The organism is Marinospirillum alkalitolerans (assembly GCF_045055655.1).
In the GTDB taxonomy this organism is placed as follows: domain Bacteria; phylum Pseudomonadota; class Gammaproteobacteria; order Pseudomonadales; family Halomonadaceae; genus Marinospirillum; species Marinospirillum alkalitolerans.
Genome location: NZ_JBANFI010000007.1, coordinates 74,864 through 94,640, shown reverse-complemented (window position 1 = coordinate 94,640; position 19,777 = coordinate 74,864). Strand labels below are relative to the sequence as shown.

The window sequence follows — 19,777 nt, the reverse complement described above, 5'->3', positions numbered from 1 at the left end:
GAGCTTCTCCTCAACTTATTTTTTTAAGCGCGATCACTGACAAGCGTCAGGGCTAGCGGCAGCTGGCATAGTAGGCACGAATATGGGCGCTATTGAGATCACCCTTCTCTGCTGTCGCTGATGCTGCGTCAGGTTGCTGAATGGGCTGGGCCACCGCAGTTGCAGAGACAGCGGCCAAACCGGCCACAGCAGAAGCACCGACTAATCCCTTCAGGAATTGACGACGCTGAGTTGGTTCAACAAGCGGGTTTGCGGCTGCGCTCTCCATCGCGGTGGCGCTCGGCTTATTATTGTGTTGCATCTTGATTTGCCCCCTTAGTGACAGCAGCACGTTCAGCGGTGCTCTGTCGTGTCATTAAAGATATGTTCATAAAGATGTCATTCTTTTTAAGCAATTGAGAGACCAGAAAAAAAGCCAAGGCAAGCCACCAAAAACCCTAAAATAACTAGGCTGATCTCTCTCAGGGCAAAAGAGTGGGTCATAATGTCCTTATTCAAACAGGTGTTTGCGACTTGGTGCGACATCTCGCCGCCCCTGTCTTACTCCAGTGCACCCTTGATCCGCCACCCGAGTTGCCCACACCGAGGCTTGATCCTCTATAATCACGCAGAATCCCGCTTCCGCCTTATGCTAGGAAACCTGTTGATGTCGAGCAGTCGAGCGCGCGCCAGATATATCAAATTAAAGAAGGATCAGCTAATTGTCGGGGACAAGGCCCCCTTTCACGTCTATACGCGCCGTGGCGTTCTGCTGCTCTCGCGCGGCATGCCGATTGAAAACGACTTTCAGGTGGCCTCGCTCGAAATGCAGGGTTATCTCGATCCAGATGAAAAGGTGATTCAGCGGCAGGATGCCACCGAGGTACACGGCATTCGCTATACCAAGGATGTGAACCCTTTTTTGGAACTGGATAGCTTTTATCAAGCCCTGTATGGCATCCATCAAGATCTGATGGAGCAAAAAAGACCTCAGGGCCTGAGTTTTGAGATCCGCAATATTGCCATACGCCTGCCGCTGCTGGCCTTGCGCAAACCTGCAGCCTTATTGGGTGCCGCACACTGGCCGCATCACGAACCTTCAATGAGTCTAGGGCAGGCCCTGCGCAGCGCTGTTTTGATTGCCGTTGTGGCCCAGCAGCAGCTCCGCCTGCCCGCCCCTCAGTTACAAGCCACCCTGTGTGCCGCGCTCACGGCCAATCTGAGTTTGACCAAGATGCAGGATGAGCTGCATCAACTGCCGCGCCCCTTATCCGAGGTACAGCGCCGACGTATGCAGAGCCATCCCCAGAAAACCGCGCAGCTTTTAGAGCTGCTTGGCGTCGAGGATGAACTCTGGCTGGAGGCCGTGCGGCAACATCATGAACGTCTGGATGGCAGCGGCTATCCGCAGGGCCTGCAAGGCAAGGCCATCGGCTTGGGAGCACGCTTAATTGGTCTGGCCGACACCTATATGGCGATGACCAGTCCGCGCCAATACCGCACGCCTTTATCACCACGTCAGGCCATGCGTGAACTACTCGGGGGAGAGAATCAACAATTGGATGCGCGCTTGGGCAAGGCCTTTTTACGCTCTCTGGGCGTCTTTCCACCCGGCAGTGTCGTGGCCTTGGACAATGGCGATACGGCAGTGGTGGTCGAGCCGGGCGCGAGCCTGAATCAACCCATCTGTGCGGCGATCAAAGCGGCCAGTGGCGAGTTTTATCTACAGCCTTTAAGGCGCGATACCAGCGATTTCCAATATCGAATCATCAAGGTGCTGGGGCAAGAGATACTGCACAAGCGCCAGCCCTTTCTGTTCTGGAACACCCACCCCAGCCAGCGAATGTAAGCCAGCCTCGGCTAGGAAGTCTGCGGCGGCACAAAAAGCTGCACGGCTTGCGCCTGCTCTTCTGGCTGAGGAAGCAGAGCCTGCTCTTGGGCTAAAAAAGCCTGCGCCAAGCTGCCGACTGCCTGATAAAACACCGCACTCGGCGCTTTTTGCACATCGGCGCAGAAGGGCAGCATCCAGCTCGCGAGGTGGCGATAAAAGAAGGTGGCCTGACGCTGACGACTGGTGCCTTGCAGCAGCAGATAGCTCATCAACTCTAACAAGGCCGCGATATGATCTTCCGGCTCTTTATAAGTGGCATCACGCTCAAAACCCAACAGGCGCAGATCACGACGCAGTTCGATCAAAGGTGCCTCCATTAACGAGCCAGTCAAATACCAAGAAGCATAGGGTGTCACTTCGCCCTGTCCGATCCCAATAAAGACATTCACATATTCCTGCTCAACCTTGGCAACCTGCGTCTGACGGGCCGCCAAGCGTACAAATTGCCAACCTTGATCCAGAGCAGGCTGACCGCTCGGCTCTAGCTCTAATTCGCTTAACCAAGACAAGAGCTCAGCGCTAGGTGGCTGGCGAAACAAGGCCGCCAGTAGCGCATAGATATCCGCGCGCAAGGCTTGTTCTTCTTGCAGCTCAGTGGGGATAAGGGCATCAAGAGTCACTATTTTCTCCAACGCAGACCCGTCATCATCGGCTGGCCTGCTGTATGAGAGGCAAGGCATCTGACCTGCCTCTGTTACATAAAAAGATCACCTGTCGGGATGCAAGGTGCATCCCTGATCACCACGCCAAGCTAGAGCCGCAGTTGTGCTTCTGGATCGCGCGCCAGCTCCAAGTAACTATCGCGCACACGGCAGTCTTCACACATCTGCAAACGCTGTGCGGCCTCACCTTGGAAATAGGGGTGGGCTTCCAGCTTTTTCATGATGTTGTGTATCGCGCTTTGCGTCGCAAAAGGCTTGGCACAACGAATACAGTGAAAAGGCGGCTCGCTTTTCAGCAGACGGGCTTCTAAGCGCTCACCCGGCGCCACCACAAAACGCGCCTCAAGCGTCAGCGCCTTTTCAGGACAGGCCGCCACACACAGACCACACTGCACACAGCTGCCCTCGTTAAAGTGCAGCTCGGGGGTTGTCTGCCCACCCAGCAGGGCCTGAGTCGGACAAATCGACACACAGCTCATACAGAGGGTGCAATCTGCCTCGGCCAGTTTGACCTGCCCAAAGGGCGCACCTGAGGGCAGGGCCACCACAGGCTGTGCCGCCTCAGCTTGCTCATAGAGTCTTTCCAGTGCGGCATTCAAGGTGGCGCGCTTGCCCTCCCAGGGGTAGGGGTCGCTGATCTCCCAAGTGGCTTGCTCTGGCGGCAGGCGTGCCCAATCTGCGGCATGGGGTGCCTCGCCCTGCTGTTCGATCCAGCTTATTCTTTGGGCCGGATGCCCCAGTGCCTCGAGCAGCAGGCCAGCCAAGCGCACTTCTCGCTCGATCAAGGCTCGCAGCGTCGGCGGGGTGTCAGGGGTCAGCTGAATCGCCACAGCACGCGCACCAGAAGTTAGCAGCGCCATCCACATGTCCATGCCGACACTGGCGGCTTCTTCCAACGCACAGGGAATCACCTCCGCAGGCAGCTGCGCTAAATCAGGGGGGGTGTCCTCGGCATAGAAGTAAACCACGGCCTGCTCGCCGCCTTCTTCGCGATAGATGGTCAGCAGCTGGCGTAAGCGGGCTAATTGGGTCGCAGGTTGAGGCTGCACCCAGCTGAGTGCGCCAGTGGGACAGGCGGTCGCACAACTGCCCGCACCATGACAAAGGGACTGTTCAACCTGAATGGTCAGATCATGATAAGGCGGCATCGCCTGACTACTCAGCGCATCCGCTGGGCAGACATCTAAACAGCGTTGGCATCCGACCTGCCCGCGATCACCATGCGCGCAAAGATCATGATTGACTTGAATATAGCGCGGCTTATCAAACTCACCTTGCAGGCTCTGCAGCTCTTCAATCAGAGTTTGATCCAGCAGTGCTTGAATCGGTGCCTGCGCCTCAAGCGCGCGTGCAAAATAACCGGCTGGGGGCAGCTCAACAGCCAAAACAGGCTGGGCACTCAGATCCAGCACCAGATCAAAATAAGGCTGACCGATTAAAGCCTGCGCTGGATTGAGCGGCTGCTGATCTTCGGTCATCACCTGTAATTCAAACTGTCCCATCCAGCCCTTGAGGCTGACCAAGGGGGTATAGAGCAGCTTGGCCTGCTGACCAGCATTAAAAGCCTGCTCCAGATGCAGATCATCCTGCGAGCTGATCTGACCATTGGCGAGCAAGGTGATACTGGACATCATCGGCAGGCGATCGGCGGCCAAGCGCCCCAAATCCTCTGGCCCAATAATCAACAGGTGACCGCGACTACGAAAGGTAACAGGCTCAATCTGCTGCACCAACTGGGGCGGCAGGCTCGCCAAAGCGCGCTCACGCGCCAAAAGATTTAAAGAAGTGTTCATCATCAAGCGACTCTTTTATGTATTTTTTTAGTGGGCAGATCCAGCCTGCCCTTTTGAAACATCAAGCTGTTGATCAGGAGGGTGATCGGCGATCCTGAACGCTCTCTTCAACTAGCTCAGATCGAGTCCCAGCCATCTCAGGCGTTTCCGTCATCTCAGGCGCTGTCACAGCCTCAACCGCTTCATGGCCTGCAACAGTTTCAGGGCGAGGCGCAGCAGCATCGGGCTGCTCTGCCTCAGCTGCGGCCTGTTGCCACTCATCGCGCCAAGCCTGCGCCCGCTGCTGGGCCCAGCTTTTCAATTCACGCGCCTGCGTAGCCAGCAGCTTCTCCGGCTGACTGTAATCCTCGGCGTATTCATCGAGCGGGCAGCGCACATTAAATTCTGGTTGATGAAAAAGACGCCGCAACGCCTGCTGGCGTAAAGCCTGACTGACGCCCTGAGCAAAGAACATCGAAACATCGCTGCCCGCATGCAAGCTCTCTAAGGCCGGCATATCGGCATCGGTCAGCGTAATAGGTGGCGCGCTTTCTGGATCAGCAGATGCTTCAGGCAGCGCAGCTGGGGCTGGTGGCGTGTCGACCTGCTCAGGCGCGATCTCCTGCTGCCGCTTTCGTGCCGACCAGCGCCCTAAAAAACCTGTTGTTGCCTCAGCCTTGGACATCAGCTCTCTCCACACTGAGCAGCGGGGCCTTGCCCACGGCGTTTGCGGCCCATTTCTGGCTCGCCATGATGGGCGATAAAAGCATCGATCCATTGATGGATCACCCGTGGCATGGGTAAATCCAGCACTGGCTGACCGGCATCCATATAGTCTGCTACTTCATCCTGACTGGCCGTGATCAATCTGGGCTGCCACAGCTCAGGCTCTAGCGCTTCACACACCACAAACAGCTTGGGGGCCTGAGAGGCCAGGTTAAAACGATAGGCCAGACGCTCACCACGATAGAGCACCAGATCGAGTTGAAAAATACCCTCGCCTGAGCGCGGCTGGGCACTGAGCTCGACAACAGACCAGCTGGTGCTCGTCCAACCGCGTGACACACGCTGCGTTGGGGCCAGCTCGATCCATAAAGGCCAATGATTCAAGGTCGGTGGAGAAAAATTCGGGGCAGAAATCACAGACATAGGTGCTCCTTTTATCTTGATGATCTTTCAAGCAACTTATATACCAAGGCAAAAGGAACAAAAAAAACCTATAATCGCGTTTTATCAGCCTGAATCAATGATCCTTCAGCAAATACGGCCTCAGTATGGACATCTTGGCGCAGCTGGGTCGATCAACTCAGGTTTATCCACTCTATCAGCGAGGCCCTCTGATGACCTATCCACGACTCAGCCATGCCACCGCACCTTTAATGCAGAATCAGCTGGTGATGAATGAGTATGGCGAGACCAGCACCTTGCCTCTGGCCTGCGAGCGCCCCTTAACCCTTTATCTCAATAAACGAGAAATCGTGACACTGATGACGCTCGGTGAGCAGCCTGAAGCCTTGGTGCTAGGCTATCTGCGCAATCAGGGCTTTGTGACTGAGCTGGCGCAGGTGATCTCGATTCAGGTCGATTGGGAGGTGGGCGCAGCAGCTGTTGTGCTCCAAGCCCTGCCGGAGGATCTGGAAGCCCGCCTCGCACAGCGCACGGTCACCACTGGCTGCGGGCAGGGGACAGTGTTTGGGCAGCAGATGGACCGCTTGGATCAGCTGGCCCTGAGCCAATGGTCAGTGCGCCAAAGTGATCTCTATCAACTGCTCGATGGTCTGCAACAGGCCAACACCACCTATCGTGAAGCTGGCGGTGTGCATGCCTGCGCCTTGTGTGATCGCCAAGGGCAGCTGCTGGCTTTTTGTGAGGATATAGGCCGCCATAATGCCGTTGATAGTCTGGCTGGGCAGCTTTGGCTTGAAGACCTGCCCGCCTCAGAACTGATTTTTTACACCACTGGCCGCCTCACTTCAGAGATGGTGATCAAAGCCGCCCAGATGGGTATCAGCGTGCTGCTCTCCCGCTCAGGGGCCACCGTGATGGGACTGGAGCTGGCGCAGCGGCTGGGTATCCTGCTGATCGCCCGCGCACGCGGCACGCACTTTCAGGTTTTTCATGGTGCTGAACGTTTAATTTTGGATGCCAAACCTGCGCCACGCCCTAGCCCTCAGCGCCGCGCACCCGCACAGACTGGAGAAGCATCATGACCCACAGCTCACCCTATATGACGGTGAAAGAGGTCGCCCAGTATCTGCATCTGAATGAAAAGAAGGTCTATCAGCTGGCCAGTGATGGGCACCTACCTGCCACCAAGGTCACAGGCAAGTGGCTCTTTCCACGCAGCTTGGTGGATCAATGGCTGCTCGAATCTAGCCATCACGGCCTGCTGACAGATCGGCTGTTGCTGGCAGGCAGTGATGATCCGTTGCTGCGCTTTGCACTCTTGCGCTTGATGAAGGCGCAGCAGTATCAAGCACTCTATAGCTATATGCCCACGGGCACCCAGGCAGGCCTGTCGCTACTGTCTCAAGGGCTGATCGATGCCTGCGCCGTACACTGGGGCCGCGCCGAAGAAAGCCATCTGCGTCATCCTGGTTTGATCCGCCAATACGCCGGAGCACGTCACTGGGTTCTGGTCCATCTTTATCAGCGCCAACAAGGATTGATGATGCGCGATGCCCAGCTGGCTCAGCAGCTGCAAGAGGCCGGACGCCAAGGTGAGGCCCTGTATCGCCTGAACTGGGTGGTGCGCCAAGAGGGGGCCGGTGCCCAGCGCTTTTTAAAGGACTGGCTCCAAGAGCAGCATTTGGATATCCAGCGCCTCAAGGCCAGCTGCATTGCCCTAACCGAGCAAGAAGTCGCGGCCGCCATCACACGCGGACAGGCTGATCTGGGGCCAGGAGCAGAGGCCGTGGCCGTGGAAGCTGGCTTGCATTTTGTGCCGATCTATCAAGAATCCTTTGATCTGGTACTGCCACGACAGGTGTTTTTCCGCACCTTGATTCAGCAGGTGTTTGATTGGCTGAACAGCGCTGAAGGGCGGCGTGCGGCACAGCACCTACAGGGTTATGATGTCTCGCTCAGCGGCCGCCTCACTTGGAATGGCGAACAAAGAGAATCCAGTTGATGCCTAGTCGGCCCTCTTCTTCTCCACCGAGCCATGTCCTTCACTCTCCCTCTGGGCAGCGCCAGATCTTGTGGCTTGAAGGCTCAGCAGACTGGACACAGGAGCAGGCGCGTCGGCTCTCCAGCCAACACCACTGGCAGCAGGGTGCGTGGCTTTTTAGCGCGGAGCCACCCCATCGCCCCAGCCTGCGTGAAGATCAATCACTGGCCTGGGTCCCCGCCAAACAAGCGCGTCAGTTTTTAGGACAAGAACTCGATTGGCTGGTGATCGACACCCATGCTGGGCTGATGCCCGATGCGCTGGGCGTGATGGCCGGCACACTCAAGGCAGGCGGCTGGCTGCTGCTGCTAACACCGAAAGACTGGGCACAGCAGGTCGATGGCGATTATCGACGCCTTGCGGCCTGGCCCTATCAACCCGAGCAGCTCAGCCATTTTTTTATCGCCCACTGCGAACAGCAGTTGCAACAAGCCGCCGCACGCCAAGAGCTGATTCATTGGCAGCAAGGCCAGCCGCGCCCAACCCGTCTGAGTGCCAGCCCAATCGACCTCAGCGAGACCCTCTGGCAGCCCCCACCCAGTGAGCGCCAGACCAGTTTCACCGATGAGCAGGCTCAGGTGGTCCAACAGCTGTTGGCACAGCTAGAGCAAGGCCAGGCCGCGGTGCTGACCGCAGCGCGTGGCCGAGGCAAGAGCGCCGCATTGGGCTTGGTAGCGCTGGGATTATTCGCGCAGCGGCCTGAGGGGCATCTTTTAGTCAGTGCGCCTTCTGCTGCAGCGGCGAGCGAACTGCTCCACTGGCTAGATCAACATCGACCCGCCAGCGCCACCGTGCGCTTTGTTGCTCCTGATGCGCTGCTGGCCGAACACCAAGCAGGCGACTGGTTGCTGCTGGATGAAGCCGCCGCACTGCCGATCGCCCAGCTCAACCAACTGATCAGCCGCTATCCGGCCAGTCTCTATGCCACCACCTTACAAGGCTATGAAGGCAGCGGGCGAGGTTTTGACCTGCGCTTTCGGGCGGCACTGCTGGCCATCCAACCACAAGCACTCTGGCTTGAACTCCATCAACCGCTGCGCTGGGCTGAGGCGGACCCCCTAGAAGGGCTGATCGAGCGTCTGCTTTTGCTCCAACCTGCACCCTTGCAGGCTATGCCTGTGCAGATTCAGCCTCAGATCGCCTGGATCACGCAAGCTGAGCTGGCCGCCCAACCCGCACTGTTGCATCAGGTGTTTAGCCTGCTGCGTCTGGCCCACTACCGCACACGCGCAGAGGATTTGCGCCAGCTACTTGATGGCCCAGATCTGAAGTTAGCGCTGCTTTGTGATCAACCCACTGGCACGCTGATTGGACTGGCGATGATCCAACAGGAGGGTAGGTTTCCAGCGGACTTGGCTGATGCCATCTATCTTGGCCAGCGACGCCCACAAGGCCATCTGCTGGCGCAATCACTGGCCTTTCATGCCGCCATGCCGGCGGCGGCACAGCTGCGCTGGTGGCGTATTCAACGCCTTGCGATTCAGCCGCCATATCAAGGGCAGAGGTGGGGTCGCCAGCTGATGGATTGGATTCAACACCAAGCAGCCGCCACCGAGGGAATCGATGCGCTGGGCAGCAGTTTTGGGGCCACAGCAAGACTGGCGCGCTTTTGGCAAGCACTGGGCTGGCAGGTATTGCGTCTGGGGATGACACAGGATCTGGCCAGTGGTGAACCTCCGCTACAGATGGGCTTGGGACTCAGCCCCGCTGGGCAGCAGTGTCTGGCGCAGTGTACGGCGCGCTTTGCTGAGCGCCTTGGTGATGATGGCCCCGTGCATTATGCCGCCCTGGATGCCGAACTCCTGCGCTTGATCCTGCGTCAACTCCCTGCAGGGGTTTGGCAAGCGGCGGATGCGGCTGAAATCCATGCCTGCGCCCAAGGCCATCGTCCACTGATGATGAGCCTAACGGCACTGCGGCGCTGGCTCTGCTTCCGTCTTGCTCAAGCATCCGATGCCGTGGCTCAGGACCCAGCATGGCACAGCTGGATCCGCTGGTTAATTCAGGGACACAGCTGGGATCAGCTGCCTGAACTCCAAGGCTTGGGGCGCAAAGCTCAGGAGAAAAAACTGCGTGCTAGTCTGCGCAGCTTCGATGCGGCCACCGCCACCCACCTGACTCTCGCGCGTGGCGCGTCAGATTAGTCTGTCGCCGACAAGGGCACAGAGGCAATGCGCTGGTTACGCTCAAACACCTGCTGCGCTGCGCGCTCTTGGCGGGCTAAATCCTCAGCTACATTCTTCTCAAGCAGGTAGTTTTGTACCGAAGGGGCGTAAAAAAGCGCAATGCTGCCATTAAAGTGGGCCGCCCCCTTGTCTGTGAGGGAGAGGCTGCGTCGCGGCTGATCCGGCCATTCCTGACCATTGCGCGAATCCGTGTAGTGCATCAAACCCTGTTGCAGCGCATAGTCCACTGCTTCTGGGTAGGCGGCTTCTAAAGGCAGGCCAAACTTGCGCTCGAAGGCAGCCAGATTCACCTCACCAAAGTAGAAGCTGACCGCCACCATCTTGGCCATCATCTGAATCGCGGGCAGATCATAAAAATCCTGAAGGGGTAACTGCTGCTGATCCAGACGCTTAAAATAGGGGGCCAGATTCTTGCCTACCGCACCAGCGTTGTAGCTAATGCTGGTGTCCGTCATCGATTGCGCTCCCAGACCCAAGCCCAGATAAGAGCGCCCGTGAATGACACGCTGCGTCAGATAACTGCTGGTGCCTGTTTGGGCTGGCAGGCGACTAAAGGTGTTCTTACCCGGATTGGCCCAATAACCGGCCTCTTTCAGCAGGGTCTTCGCCAATTGAGACTGCAAGCGCACCTGCTCAGGGGTGACCTGATCCGCTTGGCTAGAAATACGCGTTAACTTATAACGCATTCGATAGAGGGTGATGAACTCAGGCTGCATCGCCAGCGCATAACGCAGCGTGGCCTCCCACGAGGCCAGTGACTGGCCAGCAAAACCATACATCAAATCAATGTTGAACTCGGTGAATCCGGCACGACGAATATGAGCCACCGCCTGATCAATCTGCGCGATACCATTCTCTTCACGGCCCAGCACCTTGAGTAGATCCGGCTGCGTGACCTGAATCCCCATGCTGATACGCCGAATACCCGCTGCAAAATAGGCCGCTATTTTTTCTGGTTCAGCTGCTGCGATCTTCGGCGTGGTTTCAATGCTGACCTTCGCGCCGTCAACCAGGTGAAAGTGGCGGGTCACCTGCTCAATATGCTGATCAATCAAAGCCGCATCCACAAAAGAAGGCGTTCCCCCGCCGATATCCCATCCCAGCAACTCACGCGGCCCCAGTAATGCACGATAGGCGGCCAGCTCCTGCCCCAGATACTGCATATACAGCGAGGTATGGGCTAGCTCGGCGCGCCCAACCACTGTGTATTCACAGAAATAGCAGCGGGTTTCACAAAAAGGCAGATGAGAATAGAGCGTCAGCTGATCCAGACCGTCAAAGGCTTTCACCAGGCGCTCGGCCTGCTCATTCTGGCGCACGCGATAAGGCTTCCACGTCTGCTGATGTGCCAGCGGATAGGCCGTATTGGCGATATGATGATGGCGCTCACCCGCCTCAAAAACCTGCTGCATGGCAGGCGCGGTTTGATCAGCGGGGGCGGCTGACGTCCACCTTGTCTTGGGCATACTCCCTTCTCCTTATTGCCTCTGGCGTTGATCATCTTGGCTGGACAGCGGGTCTATGGCGACCTGCCTCAGCAAGGCCACCACAGCAAGATGATCCCAAAAGGCTATTCTACCCTTCTTCTCTGCGCGGCGTGAGCTGGAAGATTTTCACCGGCCCAGCCAGCCATTCAACCAACAAGGCGTGTGCCCTCTCAGCAGAAAGAGCAGCCGCTTGCCCTGCTGCCAGCGCCAGCTGTTCTTCTTGTGCTGGCGTTTGGGTTTGCGCCAGCGCGGCGCTCCAATAGGCTGCCTGTGCCTCACGCTCTGCCAGACCAAGACGCCAGGTTTCCTGCGCCTGTCGCCATTCTGCCGCTGTCGGCGGTGTTTGACGCAGCTGCGCGATTTCTTGCAGCGCGGCCTCAATCAGTTCTTCAGCTCGCTCTGGTGCGCTACTGAAGTTCAGACGACCCAGATAATAGGCCTCAGGATCACGCGCCAACAGGTGATGCATACCAAAGCTGTACACCCCAGAAAGATCTTGGCGCAATCTGGCTTGCAGACGCTGATGCACCCAGGTTTCTAACAGCTCCAGCGCAATTTGCCGCTCAGCAGACCAGTGGGTGGGTTGACTGTAATGGATTTGAACCTGCGTTTTTGGGCTCAGGTTGATCGGCCAACTGGCTTGCATGGATTGTGCAACAGGACGCAAACCGCGATCCTGCCAAGTGATCGCCGGTGCATCACTGGTGTGCAGTGCAGCCAACCAAGCGGGTAGGCGCACTTGCAGCTGCTCAGGCAGTGGACGGCTCGCCAGCCCAATCCGCCCAGCAGAAGCCTGCGCGAATAAACGCTCGCGCTGTTCGGCCAGCTGTTCAAGCGGCAGGGCATCGAGCTGCTGTAATAAGGCGGCTGGCTGCATCAAATGTCCAGATTCAAAAGCCAGCGCCTGAAGCTGCTGAGCAAAAGACTGCTCGACAGGCTGATGTTGCTGCTGCTGCTGCTGTTGCAACCGCTCACGCCAGCGTACTAGGCCAGCTTCACAATAGCGCGGCGCCGCCATTTTGAGCTGCAAGACTTGCAGCAAAGGCTCCAGTTGCGCGGGGCTGGCGCTCGCACGAAAGCCATGATGCAACTCCTCCACATAGGGGCGCACCTGAAGCTGATGGGTGCGTGCAAAACGGGCCACATCAGCGGCAGAGATATCACCATAGCCACAGGCCTCAGGCAGCATCATCGACCAGAAAACCCATGCTGGGCCGTGCTCGTCTTCCAAAGAGCGCCCGCCGGGGAAGCGCACATCCAGATGCAACTGGGCATCCAGTGCTGGATCTTGACGCCAGAGCAGCGTCATCCCATTACTCAGCGTCAGGCGTTCAGTGCGCGCACCCTCGGTTGACAAGGCAGGCAGCTGCCTACGCTGCACCAGCGGCGCTTGCACTAACGCCGGCAAAGAGGCTACGGCAGCCTGCTGCATGACCCAAGGCGACTGAGGCCTAGCTAGGGTCTGCTGCCACAGCGCCGCAAAATCGGTCGCGGCAATGGGTTCAGCATCACTGCTGGGGCCGATCAAAGCCAGCTTGACTTGCGCCTGGGCCTCTAGCTCCAACAAGGCGGCCTGTAAGTGCGCGGCACTGATGCCTGATAACAGCTGCTGTGTCAGCTCAAACTCCTGCGCCTCACTGAGCACAGGGAGCTGATACACCGCTGCATTGGCCAAGCGATCAGCAAGGCGCGCAGGCGGCACGGCGGCGGCAAAACGGGCTTGATCGCCACGCTGATGGAGCAGCCGCTGCTTGGCGGCATGCAACTCTTCATCCAGCACAGGATGCTGCATCAAACGAGCCAGCTCTTGCGCGGCAACCTCGACGGCCTGAGCATAGTTGCCCTGCTGCGGGTGCAGAATCAGCAGATAATGCTGAAAATCAGGCGTCAACAGCTGCCCAAAAGGAGAAGTTTGCCCGCGCGCCAGATCCCCCTGCTCAACACGCTGGTTGAAACGATGCGTCAGGATCTCCAGCCAAAGCTGATCGATCAGATCACGAAACTGGCCATTCACCTGAGTTAAGGGCGCAGGCTGAGGGCGCTGGAGCATCACCTGAACGAAACGCTGCCCCTGTTCAGGATCAAGTACCGCCGCGACAAGCGGTGCGGCACTGGCGGCAGGAAAGGCGGCTAGATCCACATTCGATAAGGGCGCACCGGCGGGTGAGAGGGTAAACTGCTCGGCGGCAAAATCGGCTTCAGCCTGCGCGATCACCTGCTGCACATCCACCGCCCCAACCAAAATCAAAGTCATACGTTCAGGACGATACCACTGCTGATAAAAATCCAGCAGGGCATCACGATCAAAACCCAGCACCTGCGTCAGATCCCCTATTGGCTCACGCTCGGCCAACAAAGAGCCTTGGTAGCGCACAGCATCCAGCTGCTGGTTGATGCGCGTGCCACCACTTTGGCGCAGTCGCCACTCTTCTTGCACGATCAACTGCTCACCCGCCAGCGCCTCGGCATCAAAAGTGATGGCATTGGCCCACTGGGCCATCAAATGCAAGGCAACGGGCAATGCCTCGGCATTCGGTAACGAAAGACGATAGGTGGTGTTAAAAAAACTGGTCGCTGCATTCACATGACTGCCCAGATTCAGCCCCTGCGCGGCCAGTTCGGCCTGCGCTTCCGCTGCTGGATAGGCCGCTGTACCACGAAAGGCCATATGCTCCACCAGATGCGCGATGCCCAGCTGATCTGGTGCTTCATGGACAGAACCGGCATTCACCACCAGACGCAACTCAACAGCCTCGCCAGCCCGTGGCAAAATCCACATCTCCGTGCCTGAGGCCAGCGTATGGCGGACCAAGGCAGGATGATCAGGCAAGGCCTCTTCTACGCGCGTGGAATGCGACGATGAGGCCACACATCCCATAAACTGGCTCAACAAGAGCAGCAGCAGGATGATGTGAACCATCCCCTTGGCGGTCTTTTTGTGATCAAAAGACGGATTCCACTTCATACTTTTTGCTCCTTAAACACGCCCTGAGCCGGTGTGCCTGCTTGAAAAGATAAACGCTGCGTGACTTCCTCCGCATGCGCGGCCTGATGACTGACCAGCACCAGAATCAACTCTGGGCAGGCACGGCGCACTTGGTGGATCAATGCCAGCGCGCTGGCTGTATCCAAGGCGCTGGTGGTTTCATCCATCAAGGCAATCGCTGGACGATTGAGCAGCACGCGCGCCCACATCACCCTTTGCTGCTCGCCACCTGAAAGACGTAAGCGCCACTCCTGCTCTTGATGCAGATCCTGCGCCAGCGACGCCAGCCCAACCTGCTCCAAAGCCTCAAGGCAAGCTGCATCGGTCTGGGCGGTGACGGGCTGTGGATAACATAAGAGAGATTTCAGTGAGACTCTGGGTAGATAGAGATCCTGCGGTACCCACAGAAGATGCGGGTCGCGTTTGATCTCACCGCTAAAGTGAGCCCAGTGACCCGCCAAGGTGCGCAAAAGGCTTGATTTGCCAAGGCCAGAGGCGCCTTCGATCAGCATAAAATCCCCTGCTTCTAGGCGACAAGGCGGCATCTCCAGCAGCGGGCTCTGATCGGCCTGCTTGACGCTGATCTGCATTCTCATCCCTGTGGCTGGCTGCCACTGGGCCTCGGTCTCTAGGCTCGCCATCCGCTGCTGAAAACGCGTCAAACGGGCCACGGTGGCACTCCAGCTGGCCAGATCACGATAGGCATAGATAAACCAGCTCAGCGCTCCCGCCACCTGAGCAAAGGCCAGACGCACCTGCATCAAGCCCCCCAGCAGCAGGCTTCCGGCCAGAAAAGCGGGGAGTGCAAAAAAGATCGGGGCCAAGGAGGTGACCTGCGCATAGCTCTGGGTAAAAAAGGAAAGGTTTTTTTCACGGCGCATCAGGCGATACCAGTTGCCTGCAACCTGCTGAAAACCCGTGCGCAGGCGCTGCCGCTCGCAGTTTTCACCCTGCTGGCCAGCGATGGCTTCACTGTATTCACGCTGCTGCATCAGCAGATGTCGCAGATCGGCCTCACAACGCTGCTGCTGATAGTTCAGAGGCTGGAGCTCACGGCCAATACGGTGGGTGATCCAGGTTCCCACCAGGGTATAGGCCAGACAGACCCACACCAGATAGCCGGGCAGGACCCAGTTCAGCCCCATCCAGCTCAAATCCACCGGCGTCGAAAACTGCCATAAGATGGCTAAAAAGGAGAAGAGCGTCAGCACTGAACGCAAAAAAGACACCAGCAGATTGAGCGAGTCTTCGACCAGAATACGAATATCCTCCGCAATACGCTGGTCAGGGTTATCTGGCTCCTGCTGAGTCAGCTGCAGCTGATAGTGGTGATGCGTGGGCGATAACCAGCGCGTGGCATAGTCATCCGTCATCCACTGTCGCCACTCTAGCATCAGCTTCTTTTTCAGATAGTCGGCATACACCATCACCAGCACAAAGGCCGCCACCAAACCCACAAACTGTAATAACAACGGGTAGATGGCCTCGCCATCCAAGGCTTGGAGTGCATTAAAAAAATCACCATTCCAGTGATTGATCTGGACGGAGAACCAGACTGAAGACAGGCTCATCCCCAGCACCACCAAAAGCAATAACAGCTGAGGCCAGGCCTGACGACGCAGCCAATAGGCGCGTGTTAAGCGCCAAAAATCCTGTAGCACTTGCATGAAGATCACCAGCGAGACAAGGCCAGCACAAGGCTGGCCGAAGAAGAGTCGAATTAGAAGTTATAATCCAGCTGTAACCAGAATTGCCGCCCGGGCGCATAGGAGCGATACACCTGATTGGAATGCACAAAGGCATCTGTGGCATTGCGATTATTGAGCAGGTTGGTGACCTCTAGCGCCGCACCAAAACCCTGTGCCCAACTGGGCTCCCAGCGGACCTTGGTATCCCAGCGGAAGGTAGAGCTATAACGCACACGCTCATACTTGAGCACCTGCTGATCGCTATCCGGCAAGGTGGTGTAGTCATTCTGATGACGTGTGGCCTGATCACGCGAGCTGCCCCAGTGCCAGGTCTGATAGAAGCTCAGCTGGCTGGGCTCATAGACTGAAATCAACTCAGCATTGATACGCAAAGGCAGATTGAAATCCGTAGCAGGCAGATCACGCGCGCGAATAATCTCACCCCGGTAATCCACATAATCCATATTCAGGTTCAGGTTAGGATCAAAAAAGGCATAGCCTTGATCCTTGGGTGTATTGCTGAAGGAATCCTGCCAAGCCGCAGTCAGGGTCCAATGATGCGTTGTGGCACCCAACGCCACGCCATCTAAATGACTGACCGTCAACGAGAGGGTTTCATGCTCACTGCGACCACCATTATCAAAGGTACGAATACGGGCTTCGATTGGATCACTGGTTCCTGGATACTTGGGTCGGCTACGCACTTCATCGCGGTTATCACGCTGCACATAGCTGACACGCCATAGCGTCGGACCCCAGATCTGGCTGACGCTCAAGCTCAACTCATCACTATAGGGGGTATGCAGATCCGCCATGCCTTCAAAATCACGCGCGGGACTCCAATCATTATCCATGCTGTTCGGTGTACAACCCCAGTAGCACAAATGCAGGCCCGCATTCTGCGCTTCATAGAGAGCATAGGTCAGCATCGAGCGCCCATAATAGCGATTCGCCCCTGCCGTCACGCGGGTCCGCTGATCACCAAAGACATCCAGACTGGCAACAAAGCGCGGTGCGAGATTCGTCCGCTCAACAAAATCATCACGATCCACACGCACACCAGGACGGAAGCTCCAGCGGCCATAGCTCAGGGTGTTTTCAGCAAAGACCGCCGTCTGGGTAAAATCAGCCCGATGCCGCCCAGCAAAAAAGGCCTCAACCTGTCCACCCATCAAATTCGGTTCACCATCCCAGCCTTGCGTCATGATAAAACCATTACGGAAGAAGGGCGCACGCCGCTCATACTCAGCTTCGGTGCGGGTCACTTCAGCACCCACGCGCACGCGCTGCTCCCATTCACCCCACACCAGTGGATGCCAGCGAAAGGTTGAGCGCGCAGTCAGGTTTTCCTGACGCGAAATCAGATCCCCTGGACCGCCTGAATCATAAGTGCGCCGGTGCTCCCAATCGCTTAAATCCTCAAGTTGCACTGAATACTTTTGCGCTGAATCTCGCTCATCCTCGAGCTGCTGCCAGCTCAAATGCAGATCACTCTGCCCCCAGCGCGTTTGCTGCTGCCACTGGAGCTGTGAACCCAAGCCACGGTGCTCTTCATCATAATCCGAGTTGGCAGACCCATTTAAAAACTGGCTTGAGGTATAGCCGGTATAGGTGGTCGACCAATGAAGCTCGGTGCCGCCTTGCGGATACCAGCTGAACTTGGCAAAGGCCTGATCACTGGTGCGGGTCTGATTCTTGACCTGATCAGCGCGATTAAACATCACCAGATGCTCGCCTGCTTCATCCAGATCAACACTCAGCCCGCCCACATGCTGGCTGGGAATCGTGGATTCACGACGCGACAGGGAGAACACCACGCCCAGCTGGTCAGTCAATCCTGTCTCGACATTCAGGCCATAGCTATGCTTGCGGTAATCTGGCTGAAAACGCGATGGATGAGCGCGGGAGTTTTCACTGGAATCAAAATTCAGCTGACGATCGATATGGGTGCGGTTCCAGCTGGCTTGTGTATGGCGATAGTAGATCTGACCACCGCGTTCACCGCGCCAACTCCGCGATTGGGCCTCAATACTGCCGCCCATAAAACCACCAAACTCCACCGGAATATTGGCATCGTACACCGTGATCGAATCGATCAGACGGCTATCCAGATAAAAGCCCTGCGTATCACTTCCCAGATTGGTTAAGGTGACACCCAGATTAGGGCTGGCCGGATTGAGATCATTATTCAGATTCATGCCATCGAGCCGAAAACTATTCTGATAGGCCCGCGAACCATGAATCGAGATGCTTTCAGGGCGTATCTCACCCTGATTCATACTGCTGCTTGAGTTGGAAAACTGCACCGCCGGATTGGTGCGCAGCAGATCGGTGAGATTGCCATCACCTGTTGGACGCTGGCGTATGGCCTCGGCATCCAGCGAGCTGCTGCTGGTTAAGGGATCAAGCGCCTGACCATAGACCACCACATCGGGTTGCAGATCTTCTTCTTGATCCACCTCATTCGCCCAAAGAGGTAAGCTGGTGGCCAAACAGCTACAGAGTGCCAGCGCGATAGGCGACTTCACAAGCTTCATGTCTTTCCTTTTGTATGCCAGAAGAGCAGAAAAATGCACCAAGAATAAGATGCAACTCAGAGGAATAAACCGCGCGGTATATTAAAAACATGCATAGTAAATGTCAATTATTATCATTTAGATAGACTATTGATAAAGAGAGACGATCTTCTTCAGTTGCGCTGGAGCACACACCCAGAGTAGGCAGCTCGCGCCTTTTCCTTTAAGATGCGGGATTGTTTATCCCGCCCTTTGATTTGCTGGAGATTTCTATGGCGCAGCGTGCTCTTCTTTTACTTGCAAGCCTTGTTGTCTGTTTTTCGATCACTGTCAGCTCGGCGCAGGCCAATACCAGCCACGCTTTTGGCTATGATCTGGCACGTCAGCTTGATCGCAATCAGGACGATGGTCAGCTCAACCTGTCCTATCAGGTCTCGGTGGGACGCCGCTCTGCCTTGGTGCTGGGTCTGGCAGATGGCGATGAGTATCAAGTGTATGAGGCGGGATTTAAGCGTTATAACGAACGTTATTTAAGCGGTACTTTTTATCAGCTTGGAGCCAGCTATTGGCGTGGCGATGAAGCCGATTCGAATATCGGTGCTGATCTGCGTTTAGGCTACGAGATGCCGCTCACGCGCTGGATGGTGCTCTCTGCCAGTATCAGTGGCGTCTATGGCATCGATCACCCAACAACAGGCAAGAAAAATGAGCTGGTGATCCGCCCCCATCTGGGTGTACTGCTGCACTTCTAATCCCGATCGGTCAGCTCCAAGTTTGCACGCTCTCGCCCCAGCCGTTATCAGACGACTGGGGCTTTTTGATGCCATTGATGCAGGCTAGGGAGCCTCTGATCAACGTCACGAGCACAGGTCAGGACAGCATTCGTTCCAGACGAATTGCTGCACTTCCTACATCCATGTAGGTCGCAAGGCGAAATTGATCGAAAAAGCGGAGTTTACACGGAGTAAATGAGCATTTTGAGACCAATTTCAACGCAGCATCACCAAGCGCAGTAGTTAATCAGAGGGTTCCTAGGCGCTGATCAGATGAGGCGTCAAAGCTTCACGCTGAGCAGGTGTCAGTGGCTGGGTCTTTTTGGTGGTGAAATCATAATGTACCAAGGTGGCCTGCCCACGTGCGCCAAGACGCCCCTCCTGCCAGGCTTCTTGCTGCACAACAAACGAAGCATTGCCGATTCTGGCAATCTGCGTGCGGATTTCTACCTCCTGCCCATAAAAAAGCTCACCCACAAAATCAACTTCGATTCGTGCAATAATCAAGCACCATTTTTGAGGGTCTAAATCAGGGATAAAAAAGCGAAACAGATCATTGCGTGCCAGTTCAAACCAGACTGGCAGGCGGGTATTGTTGATATGGCCCATGGCATCGGTATCGGTAAAACCCGGCGTCAGTGTCATCGAAAGCATTGTTTTATCCTTTG

The 19,777-nt window shown here is 56.6% G+C and carries 15 protein-coding genes; 5 read left to right on the top strand and 10 right to left on the bottom strand.

All coding sequences use genetic code 11. The annotated features are described in order from the left end of the window. Positions 1-52 precede the first annotated feature (52 nt). A complete protein-coding gene (locus V6U78_RS11395; protein ID WP_405340841.1) occupies positions 53-301 on the bottom strand; it encodes a twin-arginine translocation signal domain-containing protein in 249 nt (82 codons plus the stop codon). A 345-nt stretch (positions 302-646) separates the two neighbouring features. Between V6U78_RS11395 and V6U78_RS11390 the strand changes: the two genes are divergently transcribed. Next, a complete protein-coding gene (locus tag V6U78_RS11390; protein ID WP_405340838.1) occupies positions 647-1,828 on the top strand; it encodes an HD-GYP domain-containing protein in 1,182 nt (393 codons plus the stop codon). Positions 1,829-1,839: 11 nt separating this feature from the next. On the opposite strand, the gene V6U78_RS11385 is transcribed toward V6U78_RS11390, so the two are convergent. The 4 genes from V6U78_RS11385 to V6U78_RS11370 form a co-directional block, all read right to left on the bottom strand. Continuing rightward, positions 1,840-2,490, bottom strand: a complete 651-nt coding sequence (locus V6U78_RS11385; RefSeq protein ID WP_405340835.1) for a TorD/DmsD family molecular chaperone — start codon at positions 2,488-2,490, stop codon at positions 1,840-1,842. Between the two features lie 131 nt (positions 2,491-2,621). Then, on the bottom strand, positions 2,622-4,328 hold the full coding sequence (locus V6U78_RS11380; RefSeq protein ID WP_405340832.1) for a 4Fe-4S binding protein: 1,707 nt from the start codon (positions 4,326-4,328) through the stop codon (positions 2,622-2,624). 70 nt (positions 4,329-4,398) lie between these two features. Next, entirely contained in the window at positions 4,399-4,989 is a 591-nt protein-coding gene (locus V6U78_RS11375) for a DUF3306 domain-containing protein (protein ID WP_405340829.1), read from the bottom strand. After that, positions 4,989-5,453, bottom strand: a complete 465-nt coding sequence (locus V6U78_RS11370; protein ID WP_405340826.1) for a DUF3305 domain-containing protein — start codon at positions 5,451-5,453, stop codon at positions 4,989-4,991. Before V6U78_RS11370 ends, V6U78_RS11375 begins: the two co-directional genes overlap by 1 nt. Positions 5,454-5,578: 125 nt before the next feature. Here V6U78_RS11370 and V6U78_RS11365 point away from each other — a divergent pair, with 125 nt between their 5' ends. From V6U78_RS11365 to V6U78_RS11355, 3 genes are read left to right on the top strand one after another with little or no spacing between them, the layout of a single operon-like run. Continuing rightward, entirely contained in the window at positions 5,579-6,514 is a 936-nt protein-coding gene (locus V6U78_RS11365; protein ID WP_405340823.1) for a formate dehydrogenase accessory sulfurtransferase FdhD, read from the top strand. After that, positions 6,511-7,434, top strand: coding sequence for a substrate-binding domain-containing protein (locus V6U78_RS11360; protein ID WP_405340820.1), 924 nt, complete (start codon positions 6,511-6,513; stop codon positions 7,432-7,434). Before V6U78_RS11365 ends, V6U78_RS11360 begins: the two co-directional genes overlap by 4 nt. Then, positions 7,434-9,617: a GNAT family N-acetyltransferase gene (locus V6U78_RS11355; protein ID WP_405340817.1), complete on the top strand. Its 2,184-nt coding sequence runs from the start codon at positions 7,434-7,436 to the stop codon at positions 9,615-9,617. The genes V6U78_RS11360 and V6U78_RS11355 overlap by 1 nt, the downstream gene beginning before the upstream one ends. Here the strand turns inward: V6U78_RS11355 and V6U78_RS11350 are convergent. The 4 genes from V6U78_RS11350 to V6U78_RS11335 form a co-directional block, all read right to left on the bottom strand. Beyond that, a complete protein-coding gene (locus V6U78_RS11350; RefSeq protein ID WP_405340814.1) occupies positions 9,614-11,125 on the bottom strand; it encodes a coproporphyrinogen-III oxidase family protein in 1,512 nt (503 codons plus the stop codon). The two genes, V6U78_RS11355 and V6U78_RS11350, sit on opposite strands and share 4 nt — an antisense overlap. Before the next feature lie 109 nt (positions 11,126-11,234). Then, positions 11,235-14,111 carry a M16 family metallopeptidase gene (locus V6U78_RS11345; RefSeq protein WP_405340811.1) on the bottom strand — a complete coding sequence of 959 codons (2,877 nt, stop codon included), beginning with the start codon at positions 14,109-14,111 and terminating at the stop codon, positions 11,235-11,237. After that, a complete protein-coding gene (locus tag V6U78_RS11340) occupies positions 14,108-15,799 on the bottom strand; it encodes an ABC transporter ATP-binding protein/permease (RefSeq protein ID WP_405340808.1) in 1,692 nt (563 codons plus the stop codon). Before V6U78_RS11340 ends, V6U78_RS11345 begins: the two co-directional genes overlap by 4 nt. 53 nt (positions 15,800-15,852) lie before the next feature. Then, positions 15,853-18,357 (bottom strand): TonB-dependent receptor plug domain-containing protein, encoded by a 2,505-nt coding sequence (locus V6U78_RS11335; protein ID WP_405340805.1) that lies wholly within the window; start codon positions 18,355-18,357, stop codon positions 15,853-15,855. Positions 18,358-18,608: 251 nt separating this feature from the next. On the opposite strand from V6U78_RS11335, the gene V6U78_RS11330 reads away from it, so the two are divergent. After that, positions 18,609-19,088, top strand: a complete 480-nt coding sequence (locus tag V6U78_RS11330) for a hypothetical protein (RefSeq protein WP_405340802.1) — start codon at positions 18,609-18,611, stop codon at positions 19,086-19,088. 279 nt (positions 19,089-19,367) lie between these two features. On the opposite strand, the gene V6U78_RS11325 is transcribed toward V6U78_RS11330, so the two are convergent. Beyond that, the gene (locus tag V6U78_RS11325; protein ID WP_405340799.1) at positions 19,368-19,763 is read right to left on the bottom strand and encodes an acyl-CoA thioesterase; all 396 of its coding nucleotides are present in this window, start codon (positions 19,761-19,763) and stop codon (positions 19,368-19,370) included. Positions 19,764-19,777: the final 14 nt, after the last annotated feature.